The 19,465-nt window shown below is 49.5% G+C and carries 20 protein-coding genes; all 20 read right to left on the bottom strand.

The window, feature by feature from the left end:
* Nucleotides 1-17 precede the first annotated feature (17 nt).
* The gene (locus tag QZV31_RS01050; RefSeq protein ID WP_295356928.1) at nt 18-1,103 is read right to left on the bottom strand and encodes a hypothetical protein; all 1,086 of its coding nucleotides are present in this window, start codon (nt 1,101-1,103) and stop codon (nt 18-20) included.
* Between the two features lie 14 nt (nt 1,104-1,117).
* Nucleotides 1,118-2,095, bottom strand: coding sequence for a hypothetical protein (locus QZV31_RS01045; protein WP_295356925.1), 978 nt, complete (start codon nt 2,093-2,095; stop codon nt 1,118-1,120).
* A 24-nt stretch (nt 2,096-2,119) separates the two neighbouring features.
* A complete protein-coding gene (locus tag QZV31_RS01040; protein ID WP_295356922.1) occupies nt 2,120-2,863 on the bottom strand; it encodes a hypothetical protein in 744 nt (247 codons plus the stop codon).
* A gap of 38 nt (nt 2,864-2,901) precedes the next feature.
* The gene (locus QZV31_RS01035) at nt 2,902-3,411 is read right to left on the bottom strand and encodes a hypothetical protein (RefSeq protein WP_295356919.1); all 510 of its coding nucleotides are present in this window, start codon (nt 3,409-3,411) and stop codon (nt 2,902-2,904) included.
* On the bottom strand, nt 3,411-5,666 hold the full coding sequence (locus QZV31_RS01030; protein ID WP_295356916.1) for a hypothetical protein: 2,256 nt from the start codon (nt 5,664-5,666) through the stop codon (nt 3,411-3,413). The genes QZV31_RS01035 and QZV31_RS01030 overlap by 1 nt, the downstream gene beginning before the upstream one ends.
* Nucleotides 5,667-5,684: 18 nt before the next feature.
* Nucleotides 5,685-6,224 (bottom strand): hypothetical protein, encoded by a 540-nt coding sequence (locus tag QZV31_RS01025; RefSeq protein ID WP_295356913.1) that lies wholly within the window; start codon nt 6,222-6,224, stop codon nt 5,685-5,687.
* Nucleotides 6,214-8,253: a leucine-rich repeat protein gene (locus tag QZV31_RS01020; RefSeq protein WP_295356910.1), complete on the bottom strand. Its 2,040-nt coding sequence runs from the start codon at nt 8,251-8,253 to the stop codon at nt 6,214-6,216. The genes QZV31_RS01025 and QZV31_RS01020 overlap by 11 nt, the downstream gene beginning before the upstream one ends.
* 17 nt (nt 8,254-8,270) lie before the next feature.
* A complete protein-coding gene (locus QZV31_RS01015; protein ID WP_295356907.1) occupies nt 8,271-8,519 on the bottom strand; it encodes a hypothetical protein in 249 nt (82 codons plus the stop codon).
* Nucleotides 8,519-9,040, bottom strand: coding sequence for a hypothetical protein (locus QZV31_RS01010; RefSeq protein ID WP_295356905.1), 522 nt, complete (start codon nt 9,038-9,040; stop codon nt 8,519-8,521). The genes QZV31_RS01015 and QZV31_RS01010 overlap by 1 nt, the downstream gene beginning before the upstream one ends.
* 13 nt (nt 9,041-9,053) lie before the next feature.
* Complete coding sequence (locus QZV31_RS01005) at nt 9,054-10,430, bottom strand: BspA family leucine-rich repeat surface protein (RefSeq protein WP_295356902.1); 1,377 nt, start codon at nt 10,428-10,430, stop codon at nt 9,054-9,056.
* Nucleotides 10,431-10,443: 13 nt separating this feature from the next.
* Nucleotides 10,444-10,722 carry a hypothetical protein gene (locus QZV31_RS01000; RefSeq protein ID WP_295356899.1) on the bottom strand — a complete coding sequence of 93 codons (279 nt, stop codon included), beginning with the start codon at nt 10,720-10,722 and terminating at the stop codon, nt 10,444-10,446.
* 4 nt (nt 10,723-10,726) lie between these two features.
* Nucleotides 10,727-12,271, bottom strand: a complete 1,545-nt coding sequence (locus tag QZV31_RS00995; protein ID WP_295356897.1) for a hypothetical protein — start codon at nt 12,269-12,271, stop codon at nt 10,727-10,729.
* Complete coding sequence (locus QZV31_RS00990; protein WP_295356894.1) at nt 12,268-12,759, bottom strand: hypothetical protein; 492 nt, start codon at nt 12,757-12,759, stop codon at nt 12,268-12,270. Before QZV31_RS00990 ends, QZV31_RS00995 begins: the two co-directional genes overlap by 4 nt.
* 9 nt (nt 12,760-12,768) lie before the next feature.
* Nucleotides 12,769-13,425 carry a hypothetical protein gene (locus QZV31_RS00985; RefSeq protein ID WP_295356891.1) on the bottom strand — a complete coding sequence of 219 codons (657 nt, stop codon included), beginning with the start codon at nt 13,423-13,425 and terminating at the stop codon, nt 12,769-12,771.
* A 10-nt stretch (nt 13,426-13,435) separates the two neighbouring features.
* Nucleotides 13,436-13,804 carry a hypothetical protein gene (locus QZV31_RS00980; RefSeq protein ID WP_295356888.1) on the bottom strand — a complete coding sequence of 123 codons (369 nt, stop codon included), beginning with the start codon at nt 13,802-13,804 and terminating at the stop codon, nt 13,436-13,438.
* A 110-nt stretch (nt 13,805-13,914) separates the two neighbouring features.
* The gene (locus QZV31_RS00975) at nt 13,915-15,114 is read right to left on the bottom strand and encodes a DUF5309 family protein (RefSeq protein WP_295356885.1); all 1,200 of its coding nucleotides are present in this window, start codon (nt 15,112-15,114) and stop codon (nt 13,915-13,917) included.
* A gap of 106 nt (nt 15,115-15,220) precedes the next feature.
* Complete coding sequence (locus tag QZV31_RS00970) at nt 15,221-16,510, bottom strand: hypothetical protein (protein WP_295356882.1); 1,290 nt, start codon at nt 16,508-16,510, stop codon at nt 15,221-15,223.
* A 3-nt stretch (nt 16,511-16,513) separates the two neighbouring features.
* Nucleotides 16,514-16,804 (bottom strand): hypothetical protein, encoded by a 291-nt coding sequence (locus QZV31_RS00965; protein ID WP_295356879.1) that lies wholly within the window; start codon nt 16,802-16,804, stop codon nt 16,514-16,516.
* On the bottom strand, nt 16,785-19,064 hold the full coding sequence (locus QZV31_RS00960) for a hypothetical protein (protein ID WP_295356876.1): 2,280 nt from the start codon (nt 19,062-19,064) through the stop codon (nt 16,785-16,787). Before QZV31_RS00960 ends, QZV31_RS00965 begins: the two co-directional genes overlap by 20 nt.
* Before the next feature lie 15 nt (nt 19,065-19,079).
* Nucleotides 19,080-19,376 (bottom strand): hypothetical protein, encoded by a 297-nt coding sequence (locus tag QZV31_RS00955; protein ID WP_295356873.1) that lies wholly within the window; start codon nt 19,374-19,376, stop codon nt 19,080-19,082.
* Between the last annotated feature and the right edge of the window lie 89 nt (nt 19,377-19,465).

Here is a 19,465-nt window from a genome sequence, read left to right as displayed (position 1 = left end):
CGCTCATAGGATGCTTGTTACTCTCTGACTGTTCGCCGCTGCGCTCCTTTATATCCTTTGGTAGCTAAATACTGGTTGATAGGATGATTCGGGTTTTCGTCGTCCGGTTGCAGCCCGCTTCCGGCCCGTAACGCCCTGACTAAATTCTCGTCAATGCCGCCGTTCCTGCTGATAAGGTTGTCTACCTTCTGTTGCCAGTTCTGATAGCCGAACCGGTTATTGTAATATTCGTCATACGCCTTTTGGAAATGCAGGATTCTCGCTTTCAAATCATCAGGCACTTTACCGCCGCTTGCTTCGATATTGGAAGCCTGTTCATTCAGACCGTCAATAAGTGTCTTTAAGTCTTTTATTTCGGACGGCTTTATGCCGCCTGCTACATTTCCCGACGTGCCGCCGATTCTGTTTCCGACACCTAATACCGCTGCCGTTGCCGTCTTTTCGTCATAGCCAACGTCCATAAGCTGCTTGACTTTGTTCAGCGCCTGCTGCTTTGCATACGCTTCCTGTAACTGTTGCCAGCGCATCTTATTTTGTATCTGCAGATCTGCACTGTATTGCATATCGCTCAATTTCTGCTGGCGTGCTGCGGCCCTGTCTGCTAATACATTTTGCCGGTTCCACAGGTCACGCCGCCCGATGCCTTCCTTCAGGTAAAACTTGCCCAAGGCCGGATTCAGTTTTAACAGTTTCAGGGCGTTCATGCGGTAATCGGTACTGTCTATCGGGTTATTCTCCATTTTCGCCGCCAGTTCGTAAGACAGTCTTTCATTGTTCGCCGATTCCTGCTGCTCGTATGCTGCAATGCTCGGAGCCATAAGCCGCGCAGCATCCTCGTAGGAGTACCCTTTGTTGGTCATGAGGTAGTCGATAACACCTGTCTTATACTGCTGCGCTGTAAGCGGCGCTCCCTGGTTCACTAACTGTGTGATTCTCGTCGGTTCCTGCTGAGGGACAACGACGGCATCCGGGGGCTGAACCGGCACAGGCGTAACGGAAGGCGGCGGCATGTTTGCGGTTGCTTCCCGTTCCCGCTCCGCTTGGAACTCGCTTTTATTGTTCCATGCCTGATTAATCGTGTCTTCAAAAAATCCCATCGGCATAGTGCTACCCCCTGTTAAAACACATTGGTAAAGGCTTTGCTCTTTAGATATTCTGCAAGCTGCGCCAACAGGCCGCCGTTGTTAAAATCACTTTCCTCATTTACGCCATAGCCGTATTCGGCATAGGGGTTGTTATCTACCGCTAAATTGGGTGCGGCTTCTACAACCTCCGGCACTTGTGCAAACGGGGCCTGGTTTGCGCCGCCCCCACCATGCGGCTCAATACTTCCACCATGAATAGTGGGCATCGGAGGTAACGCGTCGGCAACAGGAATATCGCTTCCTGTGTCTATGATGTTGCCCTGGTTCCTTACGCCGTTGTAGTCAGCCTTTGCGGTTGGCGTGTTGCCGGGGTTATAGGTTGATTTATTTTCCATTGCCTGATATGCCTTTTGCGGGTCAACCATACCGCCAATTAAACCGGCATTTTTAGTTGTAACCGGAACTTGTCCGCTCTGCTGCGGAGTACGGGGAATATTATCAGCAGCAGGCGCTACGGCGTTTGCTCCTGTCCTGCCTTCATACAGGACCTTCCCTCCGCCATTCTTGTATTCATTGAGTGCCTTTTCCCTTGCGTCCCACGCAGACTGCGGACCGGTGCTTATGCCTGTAAGGTTTCCGTTGGCGTCGCGGCTAACCTGTACACCAGTTGTGTCGCCTGCACCATATTCTCGCATCGGGGCAAATCCGATTTGTGCCAGTGCGTCGTTCCGGCTCATCCCGCTTTTAATTGCTTTGTAATACTGGTTGAATTGGTCTCTTGTTGCGTTCGGATGTAGTACCATGAAGTTTGCTTCCGCACGGCTTTTAGCCTGCTTATCACCCCAGTATTTCTTACCGATGGCGCTGCCGATTAAATAACCGGTCATCATTTGAGGGTCTTTCTGCATCATCTGCAAAATTGCCAACCGCTGCCTGTCCATTGTGAGACTGCCTGAATTCCCGGTTGACCTGAAATTTTTATCTGCATTGGTATATGTGATGTTAGCCATGATTATTTACCGTCCTTTCTCTTTTTATAAGAATCCGCCTAACAGGCCACTTATCAGGCCGCCGCTACTTTGTTTTTGCGTGGTGGTAGTAGCACCCTTACCTGCCACGCCTGCCAGTGCACCGGAACCGACGGAGCCTACACCAGTAACAAGCCCCATCAGCGATAACGGAGCGTACATGTCTGCTTCACGTGCTGATGCGTCTGCAGCAATCTTGGCTGTCGCCTGGTCAACCTGCTGGCCCGCAAGTCCGGACAGCAAACCGATATTCTGCTGATAACCGCTTGCCATTGCATTTGCAACGGAATCTGCCATATCTTTATTGGCCGCCGCCATTACGGACGAATTGATTACTCCACTCTTGCTCTTATCATTCAGGGCTGTACCAAGTGTCTTTTGTACGCCCTGGTTGATAACAGAGGTCATGTTATCAACGTACTCTTGCGGCAAAACTCCTGATTTGAGGTCGCTTACCGTTGCGTTTGCAGAATCAATCTGCCGTTGTGCCTGTTTGCTTAAATTGCCGAAATTCGTTTGTGTGGCACCGTAGCCTCCTTGCAACAGGCTTTTTGCTGTGTCATTCGCCCAGTTTGCTGTCGGCAGCATACTTTCATAGTAATCGCCCTGTAACCGCATCAGGCGCTTTTCTTCTTCTGTGGGAGTGTAGGTCGTGGTGCTGCTACTCCCGCCTTTGAATCGGCAGTGTTTTGTGAATTTACCAAAGCTGAATTTACCGTTTTTGTCATAATTGCTTTTGAAGAAAAACATTGCGTTGTATCTCCTTTCCGAAACAAACAGGAAACACGTTACAGATTTGGCTTATCGCCGGGGTTTAGGTACAGTATCGCAAGATATGTATCTTTTCCTGTAATATCATCCTTGCCCCTGTATGTCAGTGTCCCGTAACGTCCCCGCCGGTCTTTGGCAAGGAAGCGTTTCTGCCCTTCCTGTACCCATTTTTTGACGATCCTGCCGTCCCAAAAACGGATATAAGATTCGATGTGCCGGGTACATATCGTACCGATGCACCTGCAGTTCCACATGGCGGCAATGATTTCGGCGAAGTCATACCAAAACTTTCCGTCTCCTATCACGTAGTCAATTACCAACATAGATTCTTGGGAATCGCCCGTAAGACGGCAAACCATGATACCGCGTTTCGCTTGGAAATATAAAGCGGCGTTCGCTTTCATAACGAAAGTGTCGCCGCTCTTTTCCTCGTACCATTTAATCCATTCTTCTTTTGTTCCGTAACGCAACCGGTTCGTGTTCTTTTTCTCTTCCATAATTAGCGTCCCTTTCTCTTCCCTGGTCATTAACTGCTGCTCCTATTGTATTTAATCATCAGGTGTCCCTGCTCATTGAAATATAAATACGGCCTGCTATTAACCGTCGCTACTGCCGTTTCCGCTGCCGTCTTTGCGGCTACTGCTGCGTCTTTGGCGTTCAGCGCAGCCGTTGCGCTTGACGCTGCTGCCGTGGCGCTGTTCCCTGCATTGGTAGCGCTGGTAGCTGCGTTGGTAGCAGACGTGGATGCTTCACCTGCTTTCGTGGTGGCGGTAGTCGCTGCCACACCTGCTGTCGTAGCACTTCCTGATGCCTGCTCGGAATAATATTTTGCTGACCGGTATTCGGTAGTGTGATCACTTCCTGTAACCTTTGTAAAAGCATTGGCCGCAACCGCAAAATTCTCTGCATCCGTTTCTGCGTTCCCTGCTGATGTAGCACTCCCTGCCGCCGCAGTTGCGCTTCCGCTGGCCGCAGTAGCACTGCTGGCCGCTTCCCCGGCCTTTGTTGTGGCGGTGGTTGCGCTCCCGCTGGCGGATGTGGCACTGTTTCCAGCGTTCGTGGCAGCTGTTTCTGCAGCCCCTTTGGCCGTAACCGCATCATCTTTTGCCGAAACAGCAGCGTTCTTTGCATTGGTAGCATCTGTAACGTACCCTGATAAATTGCTTTCCACATTGCTTGCAGCCTGTGTAGCCGCCGCCGTGGCTGCGGTGCTGGCGGCTGACGCTGCCGAAGTTGCGGACGATGCCGCCTGTTGTGCGTAGTATTTTGCGCTGTATTCGGATCCGTCAACCGTTCCGTCGGTTTTGGTAGACCACTTTTCAGCCAATATTGCGCTGGCTTCTGCTGCGTTCTTGTTATTGGTAGTGGAAGTGACATATCCTGCAAGTTCCGTCCGTACCGCTTCGGCTGCTGCCGGGGCAGCCTGTGCAGCCGCTGTTTCTGCTGCCGTAGTCGCCGCCGCTGTGGCTGCTGCCTGTGCTGCTGTTGTCGCTGCTGATGAAGCGGCTTCAGCAATTTCTTCAACCTTTTCAGCAGCCTTGCCCGCGTAATACTTCGCAGAATATTCTTCACCGTCTACCGTGTCGCTGGTCTTTGTCGCCCATGCTGCTGCTAAATCCGCACTGTTCGCTGCGTTGGTTTCAGAAGTGGCTGCGTTGCCTGCGTACTGTTCAGCGTTTCCAGCCGCATTGTTGGCATTGGTTGCGTATTGACCGGATTTTTCCGAATAATACTTCGCGGAATATTCCCCGCTATCCACTGCACCGTCCGTTTTTATCGCCCAGTTTTGCGCCGCTGTGGCGCTGCCAGCTGCTTCTACCGCTTTATCGCTGGCCGTTCCTGCACTTTCGCTGGCCGACGTTGCGCTGCCAGCAGCTGCGTCTGCATAATGTTTTGCGGAATAGTATTCCGTTTCGTCCTCTAAATCTGTTACTTTTGTAAAGGCTGTTTCCGATACTGCAAAGTTTTCCGCATCGGTTAATGCGTTTCCTGCTGCATCGGCACTGTCTGACGCAGCATCCGTGTAAGCGGCAAGTTGCGTTTCTGCAGCTTCTACTGCTTCCGAAGCTGCCGTTTGCGCTACTGCAGCCGCTGCGTCAGTTGCCGCGCTTTCAGCTGCTGTAGCTGCATTATCGGCAGACGACTTTGCACGCATAGCGTAGTATTTTGCAGAGTATTCACTGTCAGCAACAACATCATCAGTCTTGTTTGCCCAATTCTGTGCCAATGTGGCCGCCGCTTCCGCTGCGTCTTTGGCGTTCGTGGAATCGGTAACGTACCCCGACAATGTGTCGTGTACGTCCTGCGTTGCCGTTTCTGCGGCATCACTGGCCGCACTGTCTATCACGCTTTGAATAGCTGCTAATGCTGACTGTCCGGCTGACGTGATGGCATCGATCGCCCGCTGTAACGCACTGCCCAAAATGCCAGGGGAATGCGTTTTAGGTAACTGGTCTGCTACAAGTCCGCTGGCTTCTACAATAATTTCCACGTCGGCAGTGGTAATCAGTTTGTTCGGATCGCTTTGTGCGCCGTACACATTCATGCGTATAATGCCTTTGTCTACCAATAATTCCCACGGCACCATACATTCATTGTTGTTGTCCAGTCCTTCATCATAGAACAATCCACCGGCACGCTTAAACTGAACATACTTCCCGGTTCCGTTCCAGTCGTCGGAAAAATCAAAATGGGCTTTCAAATATCCCTGTGAATCCGCAATAACTTTCGTGCTTCGCGGGTACAGGTTTTGCCCTTTCACTGTAAATTTAATTGTTTCCACACTCTTGCACCCGCCTTTCTATGTAATATCCAGAGTATTTCCTAACACACGGCTCCGGTTTAACCGCACTGTTTCCGGTTCTGTTTCCCGTAACAGTATCGGGCAGAGAGAAGCCGGTATATATAATTTGTTTTCCGACTGTACAGCGTTACCATGGGCCGTGTAAGACAGTGCCGCCCGCCGTTTGTCCAATTTCTCCTGCGTTTCCGGGCTGACAACGATGCCCGTTCCATCAATTTTCCCGGACGGCAGTATAGGAACCAATACTTCACTTGCAGTAATCAGAACAACGTCCTGCTCGTTCCTGCCGTCTACACTGACAATCAAATCTCCCGGTTTGGCAACCACATTGTCAGGAACGTTACACTCATCGTTTGCGTCCAGTGATACCGCAACCGGCACTCCGTTTATGCCAACTTTGAAGTATGCCGTTTTATATGTACCTAACCAGTGTTCGGAAAACTTGAATTTAGCCCGGATAAAACCTTTGCTTCCTGCAATAATTGCCGGAAACGTGCCATACAGGATTTGTCCTTTAGCCTGAAAATTAATCACCATCAGAATCACTCTCCGGGATGTCCAGCAGGAAATAATCTGCTGCGTCTGCCGGGTTGTCAATGTCCCGGACGGTCAGTGCCAGTTGTTTCAGCTTGTTCCTGAAAAACTCTCCTGTACTACTCTGATTGTTGCCGATACGCGGAGAAGCATACTGTAGGCCGTTGAACAAATAAGAATCATTGTATGTGCCTTGCAGTTCGCCGTCGATATAAAGGTGAACCTGCGTTGTGGTGGCAACAAACGCAATGTGATGTTCTCCCATTAGATCCAGCCCGCTGACATTCATTCTTGAACCGTTCGCATAATGTCCCAACCATGTTGGATAGATTTCAAGTTTCCCAGTATTGGTATTGCTTCCACCCATAGAATAAACACCATCATATTGATTAGATGCGTATGTGTTGGAAATGTTCAATACCATTTCTAAAATGAAAGTGGGATTATCCATACCGCTGTAATCAGGCACGCTTACGGACACCGGAAAGAATTTTGAAGAACTAAAACCGCCGATGCCGTCCTCACTGATGTTGTGATAGTAATCGCCGTAATTCCCATAAGAAATGCTGCCGTAATTGCTGTAATCCGGCTCCAATTTTGTAAAGTCTAACTTTAAAATACTGGTTCCGTTAAAGTTCTCATCCGCAACCATGCCGGAAGCATCAATGGAAATATCTGTATCTGCATCGGAAACGTTAATCGTTCCGGTCATAGTAACAAAACCAGGTGCAGTGATCGTGTATGCAATGTTGTCGCTTGCCTTTGCACCTAATATCGTCCTGTCCCTGCCGTAGTATTCACCTTTGGACGTGACATACCGGCAGAGTGGTTTGCAGTTGCTGTTACGAACGATGGCAACGGCGTAATCAATGGCCGTGCTGTCGTCGTAGCTTTCTTTGGACTTAATCTGGTTTTTATACGTTATCCAGTTAGACGCTTTTTTGTAAATATCCAACCATTTCAGTGGCACGTAAACAAATCCGTTGCCGCTGGCAATGGGTGTGTTGTTGAATGTGTTGGTATTGGCCAACACACACACAAAGTTCTCATTCGGAAGAAACAATGCCACAAGATTTGTGCATCCAGCAAACTGATTTCCTTCACTGAAGCGTTCCAGCTTCGGGAACGTTAGGGATGTAAGCCCTGTGCATAAACCAAAAGCGTCCCGGTTTATCTGTTTCAGTTTTGGGAATGAAGCATGCAGTAATGTCGGCACGTTGTAGAACGCTTCGGCGTTCAATTCTGTCACCAGTTCCGGGCAGGTAATCTGTTTCAATCCTTTGGCTTCCCTGAAAATGCGGTAATATAATGCCGTCAGCAAGGGGAATATCACTTCTTCAATGTAGGAATTGCGGAACATGTACTCACCGCTTACCGTAGTCAGATTCGGGAATGATACAGATTTTAAGGCCGTGCAGTTGTAAAACACATCGTTTGCATTTATGGTTTTAAGGTTTGGCATATTCAGCGTTTCCAGTTTGGTACATCCATAAAATGCCCTTGTGTTCAGTGTTTTTAAGGCTGGAAAAGACAATGCTTCAATGGTGTTGTCATTATAAAAGGCGTCAATACCGATGGTTTCCACAAGAGGGAAATTGGTATCTTTCAGTGCGTAACAATAACAGAACGCTTCCTGCCCAATGGTTTTCAGTTTAGGGAAGTCTGCTTCTTTAAGTTTTGGGCATTCCCGGAAAGCACGGTAATTTAATGTTTCGCATTTGTCCATTTTGACATAGAGCAAATTGTCACAATACCGTGCTGCTTCATTTGCCATGCTTGTGGCCGCCGGAAGAATTAGCGATACAAGCGAATCGTTATTGTTCAGCACCCTTGTCCCGACCGAACCGTTTATTTCCCCATTTATATCGTCAATTTCAGTGACGGTTCCTGCAAATATTCCTTTAATGTCTATGGGGGAAACAAGGTTGCTGGCGTCCTTATATACCGCACTGCCGCTGTCGTCCGCTAACGGCACTCGCAACATATCCACGCCCCGGAACGTCACGCCGTTTATCTTAATATCTTGTGCCATGTGCGCACCTTCCTTTACTACTTAACCAGTACGATCTTTGTTGGCAGATAAATTTGCTTCTGTTCTAACTCGACAAGGCAATGGCCGTCAGGGAATACCAACGTGTTTCCGTCCAGCGTTAGTACTTTCAGGCCGCTTACGCCCTGTATCATTGCGATATTTGCCGCAAACTCACGGGGCTTCATGTCGGCTGTTGTTCCTAATTTTGTCCGGATAGCGTTTGCCGTATCGGTCAGTACCTGCCTTTCCACTAATACGTTTGCCATCAGAAGCCCACCTCGTTTACATCAACGAAATCAATTTTGCTGTCAATATACCGCTTGATTCCGTCGCTGGTCACTAAATTGCTGCTGCCCTCTGTCGGTTCTTCGTCAAATTCCAGCGCCAGCTTTTCATTTGTTACGGATCCGTCCGCAAGATTTTCTGTCTGCACGTTGCCGGTTCCTAACAGTTTGGCGATAACATCCTCATGCAGCATAGTTTCTGTTACTTTACCATCGCCCAGCAGCAGGTCTGTAACTTCCGTAGCCAGCTTTTGTATCATAATGCACGCGTCTTTTATTTCGTCCGTGCCGACGGTATTATAGCCAGGTATTACAGGCGCATTGACACGTGCTTCTGCGATTTCCGCAAACATCTTCCAGTATTGCTGCATACGCCAAAACGGATTTCGTGCCGGTTCCGGGCACTCCACTTCAGCAAGATTGCATATCAGCTTGTACATATACTGTTCTTCAAGGCTGTGCGGTTTTGGTAATTTCGCTATTTTTGCGCTGTAATCTGCCATTTCTCACACCGCCTTATACGTTCAATGTCACATCTACCTTGCCGTTGTGCCGGGTAATGGTGTACTTGGCAATATCGTCTATCTGTGAAAGGCGTCCTGCCCAGTTTGGATGATTCTTGTACAGGCTTACCATATTGGAAGGTACAAGATATTTCACATAGTTGTTGGGATTACCGAATATATAATGCCCACTGAATTTGACTTCCGTATCGTCGTCCATGATGATGTATTTCACCGCCGGCGGCATGGTAAGCGATTCAATGTTATCGGTTTTCCACCCCGAAATATCCAATGCAATGATACCCGTGCAGCTTGCGAACATGTCACCGGCAGAGCGCAGCTTTTCGGTACACCAACCGGAAAGGTCAAGAGATTCTAATCCGCCGCAACCAGCAAACATACTTCCTGCATATACAAGGTTCCTAACATCCCAGTTTGCAATATTTAAAGACTGTAAACCGCCGCAACCATCGAACATAGAACTGCAATCAGTAGCGTTGCCCATATCCCAACCGCTACATGTGATCTCCCGTAATGAACGCAGTCCGTAAAACGCTTCTGTGAAATTTGCCGCTTCGCCTGTTCTCATGTTCGTCCGTACCGCTGTAACACCAAAGGCGGCAGAAGAAACGCCGGTATTGGAAGAACCTAATGTGCGCCGGAAAGAATCAATGTAGCCGTTTACATCTACTATAATGACTTTTCCACTCAGCCCGCTTTTATCTATCCAGTTTGTACATTCCCTATTGGAAGCAATAGCCAGGCAGTAGTCCCACTGTCCATAGAAGTAACTCTTTGCGCCGTTTATGTATACCGTTCTCCAACCCTGTTCGTTTTCAACAGTCGCTTCGGTAGCGTATATGGTGTAATCTTTGTCCAGTGCTACTACCGTGGTTGAACTCATGTGGACGCCGTTCACGATCAGATCTCCGGCAATGTATCCTTCGTCAGCTTCCACTTTAATTTCAAGGTTCCAAAATACTTCGGCAGCGGTAAAAGTCGCCGTGTACAGTGTAGAACTGGCCGCCAAATACTTACGGACGGTAATGTACTGGTGTTCTGATTGTGTAATCGTCACTTTGTAGCTGTTGGCTTCGCCGTATGCACCACCGCTGCCGCCGCCGGACAATGCCGCCAGCATCTGTGTGATTTCCGATTTTGTGTACATATTGTTCAGCCGTGTGGTAATCGCCCGGTTTTCTACTGGGTTCGGGCTGGTCGCGCTCAATGCTTCATCCACCACTACACCACCGTTTCCCTGTACAATACCACGCAGCAGCTTATAGATGTTTTCTACTTCCTTTTTGTACTTGACGGCAAATTTGTTTGCGTCGTCGCCGTTGATATTCGTATTGACCGGAGCGATAGGCTCATAGTTTTGATCTGCCATAGTATCAGTCTCCTTAACTGCCGCCGCCGAACATCATATTCCACACTTCTTCCTTTGTGGGATATTGTGCCAGCTTGGCCGTCACTACCTTATTCTGTACCGGGTTCGTGCTGCTTTTGTTCATCCTGTCGTCCACAACCAGCGCACTAATCTCGGAATCATTGATAACACTGTTGATACATGTGTAAATGTTTTCCATTTCCGCATTGTATTTTTCCATCCATGTCTTTAAATCGTCACCGCCGGGGGTAAAGTCCAGTTCGGCCACCGGCGCAAAGGTCGGGCTGCTCATGTTCCTATACCTCCACTTTGTCGTATGAAATGAAATTCAGGTAGAACGGGAATCCCGTTGCTTCCAACGAAACACGTATCGCTTCGTCCCTGCATATCTGCCGTTTCTTATATAAGACGCTTCGTCCCGGTGTTACCGCTTCATAATTCAGGAACACTTCATCGTCGCCGTCATATCCCGGTGTGCTTTGCGGTTCTTTCACCGCAACGGATAAACCGGTCTTTTGCATACGCTGTCCGTCTTTAGTCGCCCTGCGCTTCGGGAACGGCAGCGTTACACGTGAAACGTGCAGCGCGCATCCTTTTACGTCGTTGTAGAAACTGGTCAGCGGCGTGATAGACAATGCGACGGATTTTATTAACTGGTCACGCAAGGCTGCGTCTGTCTTAAAGTGCGCCCGTGCTACCAGCGCCTTGCCGTCGTCCTTGAATTCGTCGCTTTCATTCAGCAGGCAGAGCCTTTCCCGTTTGGCAATGAAAACCTTGCTGTCCACACATAAGGCGTCCACCACTTCACTATTGAAATACCGTTCCGTGAATACGCCGGTAGAAGCATCGAAAACCAGTACATACTGGCTATCGTCAATGAACCATACCTGATGTATCGCCGGTAAGAATCGTACCTTTACGTCCGGGGACAGGGTTTTAATTTCGTTGCGTACCTGGCCGCCCATTTCCTGCGGGCGCATATCGCCGTAGTCCTGTGTGGTCTGAATCTCCTGTAAGCTGGTGGAACCAGCCATTAATACCGCATTGCCCAGCGCACAGAACGCCGCCGGTCCTTTGCAGTAAATGTTTCGGCCCAATTCTGATATTTGCCAGTCCGGGTATTCGTTCCGTAACCGGAATACCATGCCGTTGTCTTTGATAATCAGCAGGTCTGTTGACAGGTTGATGATACCGATAATCTTGCCGCCTACCTTGTACCCGATTTGCACGAACAGGGAAGCCGACGGGTCGTTGGTGTCCTGCGTCCAGTTCGTCTCGTCGCCCACGCCGGAATACAGCAGCGTATCTTCTGCGTCGAATGTCAGCACGCGCCCGGAGCGCACGAACACGCCCTTGCATACTTTCGGTACGTCCTCACCTTCATTGATAGTTCCCACAAAGTAGTCCGTGTACAGTTTTGTGGTGTCCCCTTCCGGGAATCGTGCATATTGCAGGTAACCGCCGCTGGCAATTAACAGGCCATCTTCCCACGGAGTAGTGACGATTTCCGAATCGCCGTCCAGTGTTCCGATAGTCCGTGTCGTGTTTTCCTTCAGGAAATACGCCCGAATGCTTTTATCTCTGCCGAACAGTAGCACCACTTTGTTAATCACGTCGTAGGCCATGGCCTTAAACGCCACGTTTGCATCCGTGAAGTCGAACAACTCCGTTGTTCCCTTTACGGTCCGAAGCACGCCGTTGTTTTCGTCCACTTCCATATTGGCCACTTTCCAAAGCTGCTTTTCGGAAATGAGTTCATCTGTTACGGAAGTGTTCAGGCCGCCGGAAAAGTCAGACAGCATTACGGTCTGCTGGTCCGGGTGTTTGGTTGCCGGTTTCATTGTTCCATCACCGCCCCGCCGATAACATTAGCCAGCGCCGCATTGATTTCGTCCAAAATCGCCTTATCCTGGCTAATATCCGCTTCTACCTGGTTCAGTGCGAAAATAGCCGCCGCCTGTATGGTCTGCTGGTTCAGTGCATCATGGTGGAACGGCATCTCGCCGTCCATCTCCACCAGTTCATACGTCGCAAAATAACGCAGTTTCAGTGTCTTTCCTGCTTCGTAGTCCAACCATTTCAGCGTGTTTCCTGTAACCTTTACCGGAAAACCACCCGCTGTCTTTACATAGTTTTTAGGCAAGTCTGCAGTCTCGGTACTGACCGTCATATCCTGCACGATTAATGGACTGTTGGCCTGAATCAGATAGCTTGACACATACTGAATGGCTTTGTTCAGGTACATGAGCAATTCTTCATCTTCCAGTTCCAATTCGTCTTTGTCGTTTATGATGTGCCGGATTTGAATCAGCGCTTCTCTTACTTCCATAAAAATCACCTACACTTTAAACGGCATCCGGGCTTTTATGCCGGATACTCTTCTGCCGGGTATCAGGTTATTGGTTACCCGGTTGATCTCCTGCATCAGCGTATCCGTTTCCGGGTTGCCTGTCAGAATCATCACCGTGATTTTCACCAGGATACTCTTCAGGAACGGCGGTAAAGCGATTTCCGCTTCGTCACTGGACAGGTCCTCAAATTCCAGCTTGTCAATTTCGCCCCGGTACAACAGGTAAAAGTCGGTATTTGTGTAAATCCTGCCGTCTGTCACCTTATACGTTGCGGTCGTGTGCGGGCTTATGTTTTCGATAGACGGAACCGGGTGCATGTGATACCCGTCCTTCGCCCGGATAATGTCCACAAATTTAATAAGGTCGTCCGGTAATTCCACTCCTGTAACAGGAAAATTGTATAGTTCTTGCAGGTCGTCAGGGTGCGCTTCGTTGTGTGCCACTACTGCCGCGTTCATATCTTCCTGGTTGAAGTATTTACGCTTCTCCAAAAAATCGCTGCTGCGCAACGCCTTATCCATGTTGAAGTAGCTGATGCACTCATTCAAAGCGTCCTGAATATCAAAGTCGCTGTACGTCACTTCGTCCATGTCTTTAACCTTATTACGGATATCCCGCACCAGTTTCTTAACTTTTATCGCCATAACTATCACCCTACCTTACGGTGTATATCCGTTTTTGGAAGTCCGGCGCTAACTGTGGCTGTAAATCCAAAAACATCTTGAAGTAATGCGTAAAATGTGCTATGTCGCCGTGCTCCCTGAAAAAAGCAGCCCTTTTCAGCAGCGGGTCAAGCGCCCATAATTCCAGCGGAATTTCCGCCTGAATTATCACTTCGTCACTGCCTTTTCCAAGCCGCCCGCCTAATCTTTCGTTATCAAACTGTACCTGCCGTATGGCTTCGTCCAGCGATACCCTCGTCTGTAAGTGGTAACGGGCCTTGCCGAACTCGTCCCACTCCGTGGTCAGATCCTGATAGCAGATATTGGAATCTTTATTGTCAATCGGATACCTGTTGTCCATTTTTTCATTCTCTCTTTCTTTTACAGTAAAAGCCCCGCCTGTTTCTCTTGAATCGAACAGACGGGGCTTTCGGGTTGTGTGCCGTTTCTCTATCAATATGCCAAAGAAGATTATTCCTCTTTGATGTTGTAAATAGCGGCAGAAGACAGGGGCTGGTCAAATTTCAGTCCCAGTGTGGATTCAATTACGAACTCACTGTAGTTACCTTTTTTAGCCAGTCCGGGCACTTTGCGGGTACGTGCGAACCATTTCTTCTCCAGGTACTGATTATCCAGCAGGAGCAGCATATCGTTGGGGAACCAACGGTGCGGCTTGCAGGTAATCACACCGAAGTCGGTTTCCAGCGTAGAAGCAATCAGATTGCTCTTCTTTTCGCCGGATTTGCGGGTTGTGTAGCTCATTGCGTTGACAATTTCGCTGAACCGCGCTTTGTTTCTCGGAGACGCCCACATGGTGTGCGGATCGCCGCCACGACGGTACGCCATCTCCATAGCCGCGTTGATATCTGCCACGGTGAAGTCCCGCTCGTTGTTCAGATCCTTCACGTTGTTCAGGACTACAACAACAGTGCTGCCAGCAGCGGACGGAATAACCTGTTTTGCCGTTACGTTCTCCACTGCTGCTTTCATAGATGTGAAGATGGTGAAAATGGTCGCCGGGGTTGTGGCATCCAGGCGCACATAATACAGCGTGTTCTTCTTCAGCCCGGTCGGCATGGTAGCCGCATCGAAGTACACGAAGTCACCGGTCTTCAGGTTGTGTGCCGCAGAAGTCGTAATAGCACCGGTAGAGGTGTTCACGTTGCTTACGGACAGGGTTTTCTTTGCCATGAAGTACGGCAGGCCGCCGGTCATTGCCGCTACTGCGGAAGTTCCTGCAACCTTTTGGTCGTTGTTCAGGAACGCATACTCAATATCCCGAGCGTGTTCCTTGAACGCTTTTGTCAGTTGACGGTCGAATTCGTCGTCACCGCCTTTGTAGACCTTACGCGCTTTACGCTGCATATCGGTCACGTAGCCGGATGTCATGAAAATCTGCACCACGTTGTCCAGGGATTCCATGCTGCCAACCGGGTGGCTGTTGTAATCCTCTTTCTCCAGGTGTTTGTTCACTTGCGGCGGGTGCAGTTCTTCAGTGGGCCAGCTATATGACGGTTCTACTGCATTAGGGCCGTCAGGGGTGCTGGAAAAAATAGGGGTTTCGTCCGGTGTCAGACTTGTAACAATCGGGGAAATGTCTTCATCAAGACCCCAAGCGTCGTAAGTATGACTCTGATTTGCAGACGGACCAGGGTCACGAGTTACTGCCATGATTAATCACTCCTTCTTAAAATTTTTTATTATAAAACCGCCGTCAAAGTAGTCCTGAATCAATGCTCCGGACCCCTTTGCGGCGGTTCTATGCCTGATTATTCAATTACTGTTTAAACATGTTGCCTACCAGCTGTCCGATAGCGCGTCTTTTTGCACGTTCGTCCATTGAGCCTAAAGCGCTTAAATCGGGAGCCTTTTTCGGCGGTTCCTTGCCGTTTCCGGGTGCTTCCACATGGGCCGGTTGCGGGGCAAGCGGAACGCCGGTCTTTTTGGAATAGTATTCCATCCTTGCCTGGTTGTACATCTCCTGGAACACAGGCAGGTCTGCCATAGACAGCCTTCCCGCTCTTGCCTTTTCGATAACCGGCACGATTTTTGCCGCTTCTTTATGCGGCATAGAATCGATACGTGCCAGCATGTACTTGTCGATTTCATCAAAGTTCTTATCTTTTTGCCGCATCTCGGCAGCAAAAGCAGCGATAGTCTGATACGCCAGTTGGGTATCCGCAGCAGCGGCCCTCTGCTGGCGCTGAATGGTATCGACGGCCTGTAAAATCTGCGACTTGTTATTCTCTACGGCGGTATTGTAAGCGCTGAATTTGTTTTTCAGTTCTTCATCATCCGTATAAGGCGCTACATCCAGTTCGTCTTTTGTGATACCGATCTCCTTCATGGCCCGGTCTTCGGCCATCCGGTTTACTTCCGCATAGAATTCCTGCGCATTGTTTCCCTTGCCGTTGTCCTGCTGCTGCGGTTGCTGTTGCTGCTGGGCGGCCTGCTGCTGCGCCCTTGCCATAGCGGTGTAATAACTGGCCCGGAACTGAATGGGAATCCGGTTTTCGTCCACAACACCGGCCCGCATAGCGTTCTGTAATTCCTCTGCCGTATATTCTGCAGTAGGATTTGCAGCCGGGGGCTGTTGCTGTTGTACCTGCGGCATGTTACCGGCCTGTACCTGCTGCATGATTTTTAGCAGTTCGTTTCCCTCGTAACCGTTTTTCTGCTGCGGGGGCGTTTGCTGCTGTTGCTGCTGGGCGGGGGGCTGGTTGCCGTCATCCTGCTGGGTATTATCTGCCGGGGGCGTGTCGTCGTCCTCGTCCTCTTCCTCTTTTTCCGGTTGTTTCGGCATGGTGGAAACGACTTCGTTCATGCCGGTACGTTCGTTATATACCAGTTTGAAAGAGCCTTTTTCCGATGTAGCGATAACCTTTTCGCCGCCGGGTACCGGGGCAGGACTGCCGCCGTCATTATTCTCATTGGCAGGGGCGGGGCTGCCGCCACCGTCCGGGGCCGGTTCTGTTGACGGAGCGCCGCCCTGCGGTGCCGGGGTAGCGGATGCCGGTTCGCCTTCGCCGTGTAACTGCATGATGATTTTGAACAATTCCTTTTTCATTTCTTATTCTCCCTTCCTCTTTTTGAGTTCCTCTAACGTCTTACGCTTAATCATCGCTTCGTTAATCATGGTGGAAAATTCTTTTTCCAGCATGAGACAAGCCTTGTAATACATCTTGATTCCCAGCAGTGTTTCCGGGTCGCTGGTTTCGTTAAGGGTTTTTAGTGTCAAGTCCTCTACACCGTCCAAAAAGATGTCAATAATTTCTTTGGCTTCTTTGGCCTTGTTCCCGAAGTCAACGACTTTCATCAGGGCGGCTTCACGCGCCCGCTTTTTAGCCTGCCGGTCTTCCATTGTCCCGATTTCCACCAGTTCCTTGCGGAGTTGGCGGTACGCTGGGTTTCTTATTTGCTTCCTTAACACTCTCTAATTCCTCCTTCTGAATGATATCTTCGGTATTGACCTTCGCGCCCAGTATCTGCAGCAAGTCCAGTTGTGCCTTGGGCGGTAGTTCGTCATAAGAAATACTGATGCTGGTATGGGGCTGCCGCGCTTTTTCAATTTCCATCTGCGCCTTTTGCATTTCAGCCTGCATCTGCATCATGGCCGCCTGTTTGGCCTTTTCTTCCTGTTCAGCCTTGAACGCTTCCGCTTCCTTGCTGTTCGGGTCAAGAATGTAATTGGCCACATTGCGGATGCCCATCTTCTCCAGCAGTTCTGTCACGATGTTGTACCATGAGTTCGGCGTAATCAGTCCCGCTTGCGCCAAAATCGGGTAAATCTGATTAATCATCACCATCAGGTACTGGATCATGGCTTCTTTGGTGCCCGGTCCCAGCCCGACGTTGATAATCAGGTGATAATCGATGTTCAGTTCATCTTTGGTAATGACAATGTTCTCATTGGTCAGCCGGATAAGCTGCTCCTGGTCCATGTACTTCTGATTCAGCAGGATAATGTATTTGAATATCGGCACGATGAAGTCTTCCGCATACATGCGGGACATTTGCTTCATGCGCTTTTCGGCCTGTCCTAAGATGGCTGTCAGACCGGTCGCCGTCTTATTGAGCGAATTGCTGTCCAGCCCCTGGTTATACCGGGTGCTGCCGGATTGCGCTTCTATCTCGTTTTGTGCATACTGCACGACTTCCATTGACAACGGACTGATAGGAAGCTGCCCGCCGACGGAAACTTGTGTCGCCGGGTTGTCCGTAGTGTCACACAGCACATATTCATCGTTGTTAATCAGTGCATCGATATCTACATTGTTGTTAAGGAACGTCTGCGGGCTGTTATTTTTTGCCACATTGGTAATAATTTGCCTGAAAATGGCCGTCTTCAGGTCCTGCATCTGTTCCAGGTCGTCTGTGAAGCCCTCGTTCTCATTAAATGCGTTAATCGGGTCTGATTCGACAGAGAAAGTAAAGAACGGAGCCATATCCATATCATTTTTCGAGATACGGATAGGCGTTTCGCCGATAGCGTGGACGATAATGCTCTCAAAACGCCCGTCATTGTTGTAATCAACGTGCAAATAGCACTCGTACAATTCAAATTGTTGCGAAGCAAGGTCGTCGTCGCTTAACCGGGTGCCTATGGTGTCCAATTCCCTGTTAGAGAGTACCTGCAATTCGTCCGGATGGGTGTCACCGTTACCGTTTTGATAATCCCGCATGGCCTTGTCCACGTTTTTGTAGACTCCCTCGTCTTCTTTTTGTTTCAGGTAGTCGCCATTGACGATTTTTCTGTGTGCGATAAATTTAGCGTCCTGCACATTGCGCCCGTCCGGTGTGTAGCGCAGTTCGTCCGGTGACATATACTGCACCACGGGGTGGTTGGCCGTGACCGTTACCTTATCAAAGGTCAGGATGGCGATATCAGGCGCTTCCTTCAACGGTTTTACGTCCACAATCTCCACGTTGCCGGCGGCTTCTTCCTGTTCCAGCAGGATAACGTACTCAGTATCCCGGGAAGAAATCATCTGTTTATAGCGTTTGCGCTCCACTTCCCGCTTCCACCACACCTTTGCGACGCACCAGTTATATTTCAGGGCGTCCTTCCACTCGCTTTCAATGAAAGCCGGGTAGGCGTTCTTCCGCTGCAATTGGTATTTCAGAAGCTGCTGCACCTTTTTGGCCTTTTCGTCGTCGTCGATTTTGACCGCCCGTATATCCACAGGGTCGTCCGTGCCTAAAAACGGCTCCACCAGCGACGGCAGCATCCATTTGATAGTGCTTTTGATATCCCGGGAGCAAAATTCTGATGTTTCGGACAGCCTGGGGAATTTATGCTCGTAATGTTCCTTCTTCGCCAGATACATTTCCCGGCGCTCCTCCAACCGTGGACGGATAGTTCCGTCAAAATAGTTGTTGGCTACGTCCTTTCCGGTATCAAAAGCCTTCATGATCTTTTCAATTTCAGCCTTTTTCAGTGTATCCAGTGATATTTCTTCGGTTTTTTCATCCGGGGAAGCCGACATGGTCAGAAAATCTATCGGTTTCATGTTTGGGTGAATCATGGGTGTGTTCCCGATGCCCTGCCCTTGGGCGACGCTGGCCTGTGAATCATTCAGTTTTGCGGTAAAGTCGAGGCCGTTGCCTTCTGCTATGCTCATATTTTCACCGCCCGATTAAAAATACTCGGCAATAATCACCGCTCCGCTGCCGACACCGTAAATATTGGCAGCACATCCCTGCTGTACCGGGAAAATCCGGGTCTGCCCAGCAGGAACCGGGATACCGGTTGTCGTTGTCACGTTCTCGTCTCCGATATAGGCCGCAGCTTCGCCCTCTGTATTGTTTACTTCCAGCGCAATGCGGCCATTGTCCATACGTTCTTCCAGTACTTCCGTGCTGGCCAGCTTCTGTGCCGTGCTTGAGAGAGTGATGCTGGATGTTTTTATTCTCCCAAAACTACGTAAAAACATATTCTTTTCCCCCTTTGCTCTTGTTTTTTATGAAAAAAGGCATAAAAAATAGCGCTTCGCGCGCTTTTTGTCCTTTTTTGTTGATTTTT

The sequence above is a fragment of the uncultured Succiniclasticum sp. genome (assembly GCF_902793885.1).
Lineage (GTDB): Bacteria > Bacillota > Negativicutes > Acidaminococcales > Acidaminococcaceae > Succiniclasticum.
The sequence above is the reverse complement of the archived record's forward strand: the minus strand, read 5'-3'. Positions and strand labels throughout refer to the sequence as shown.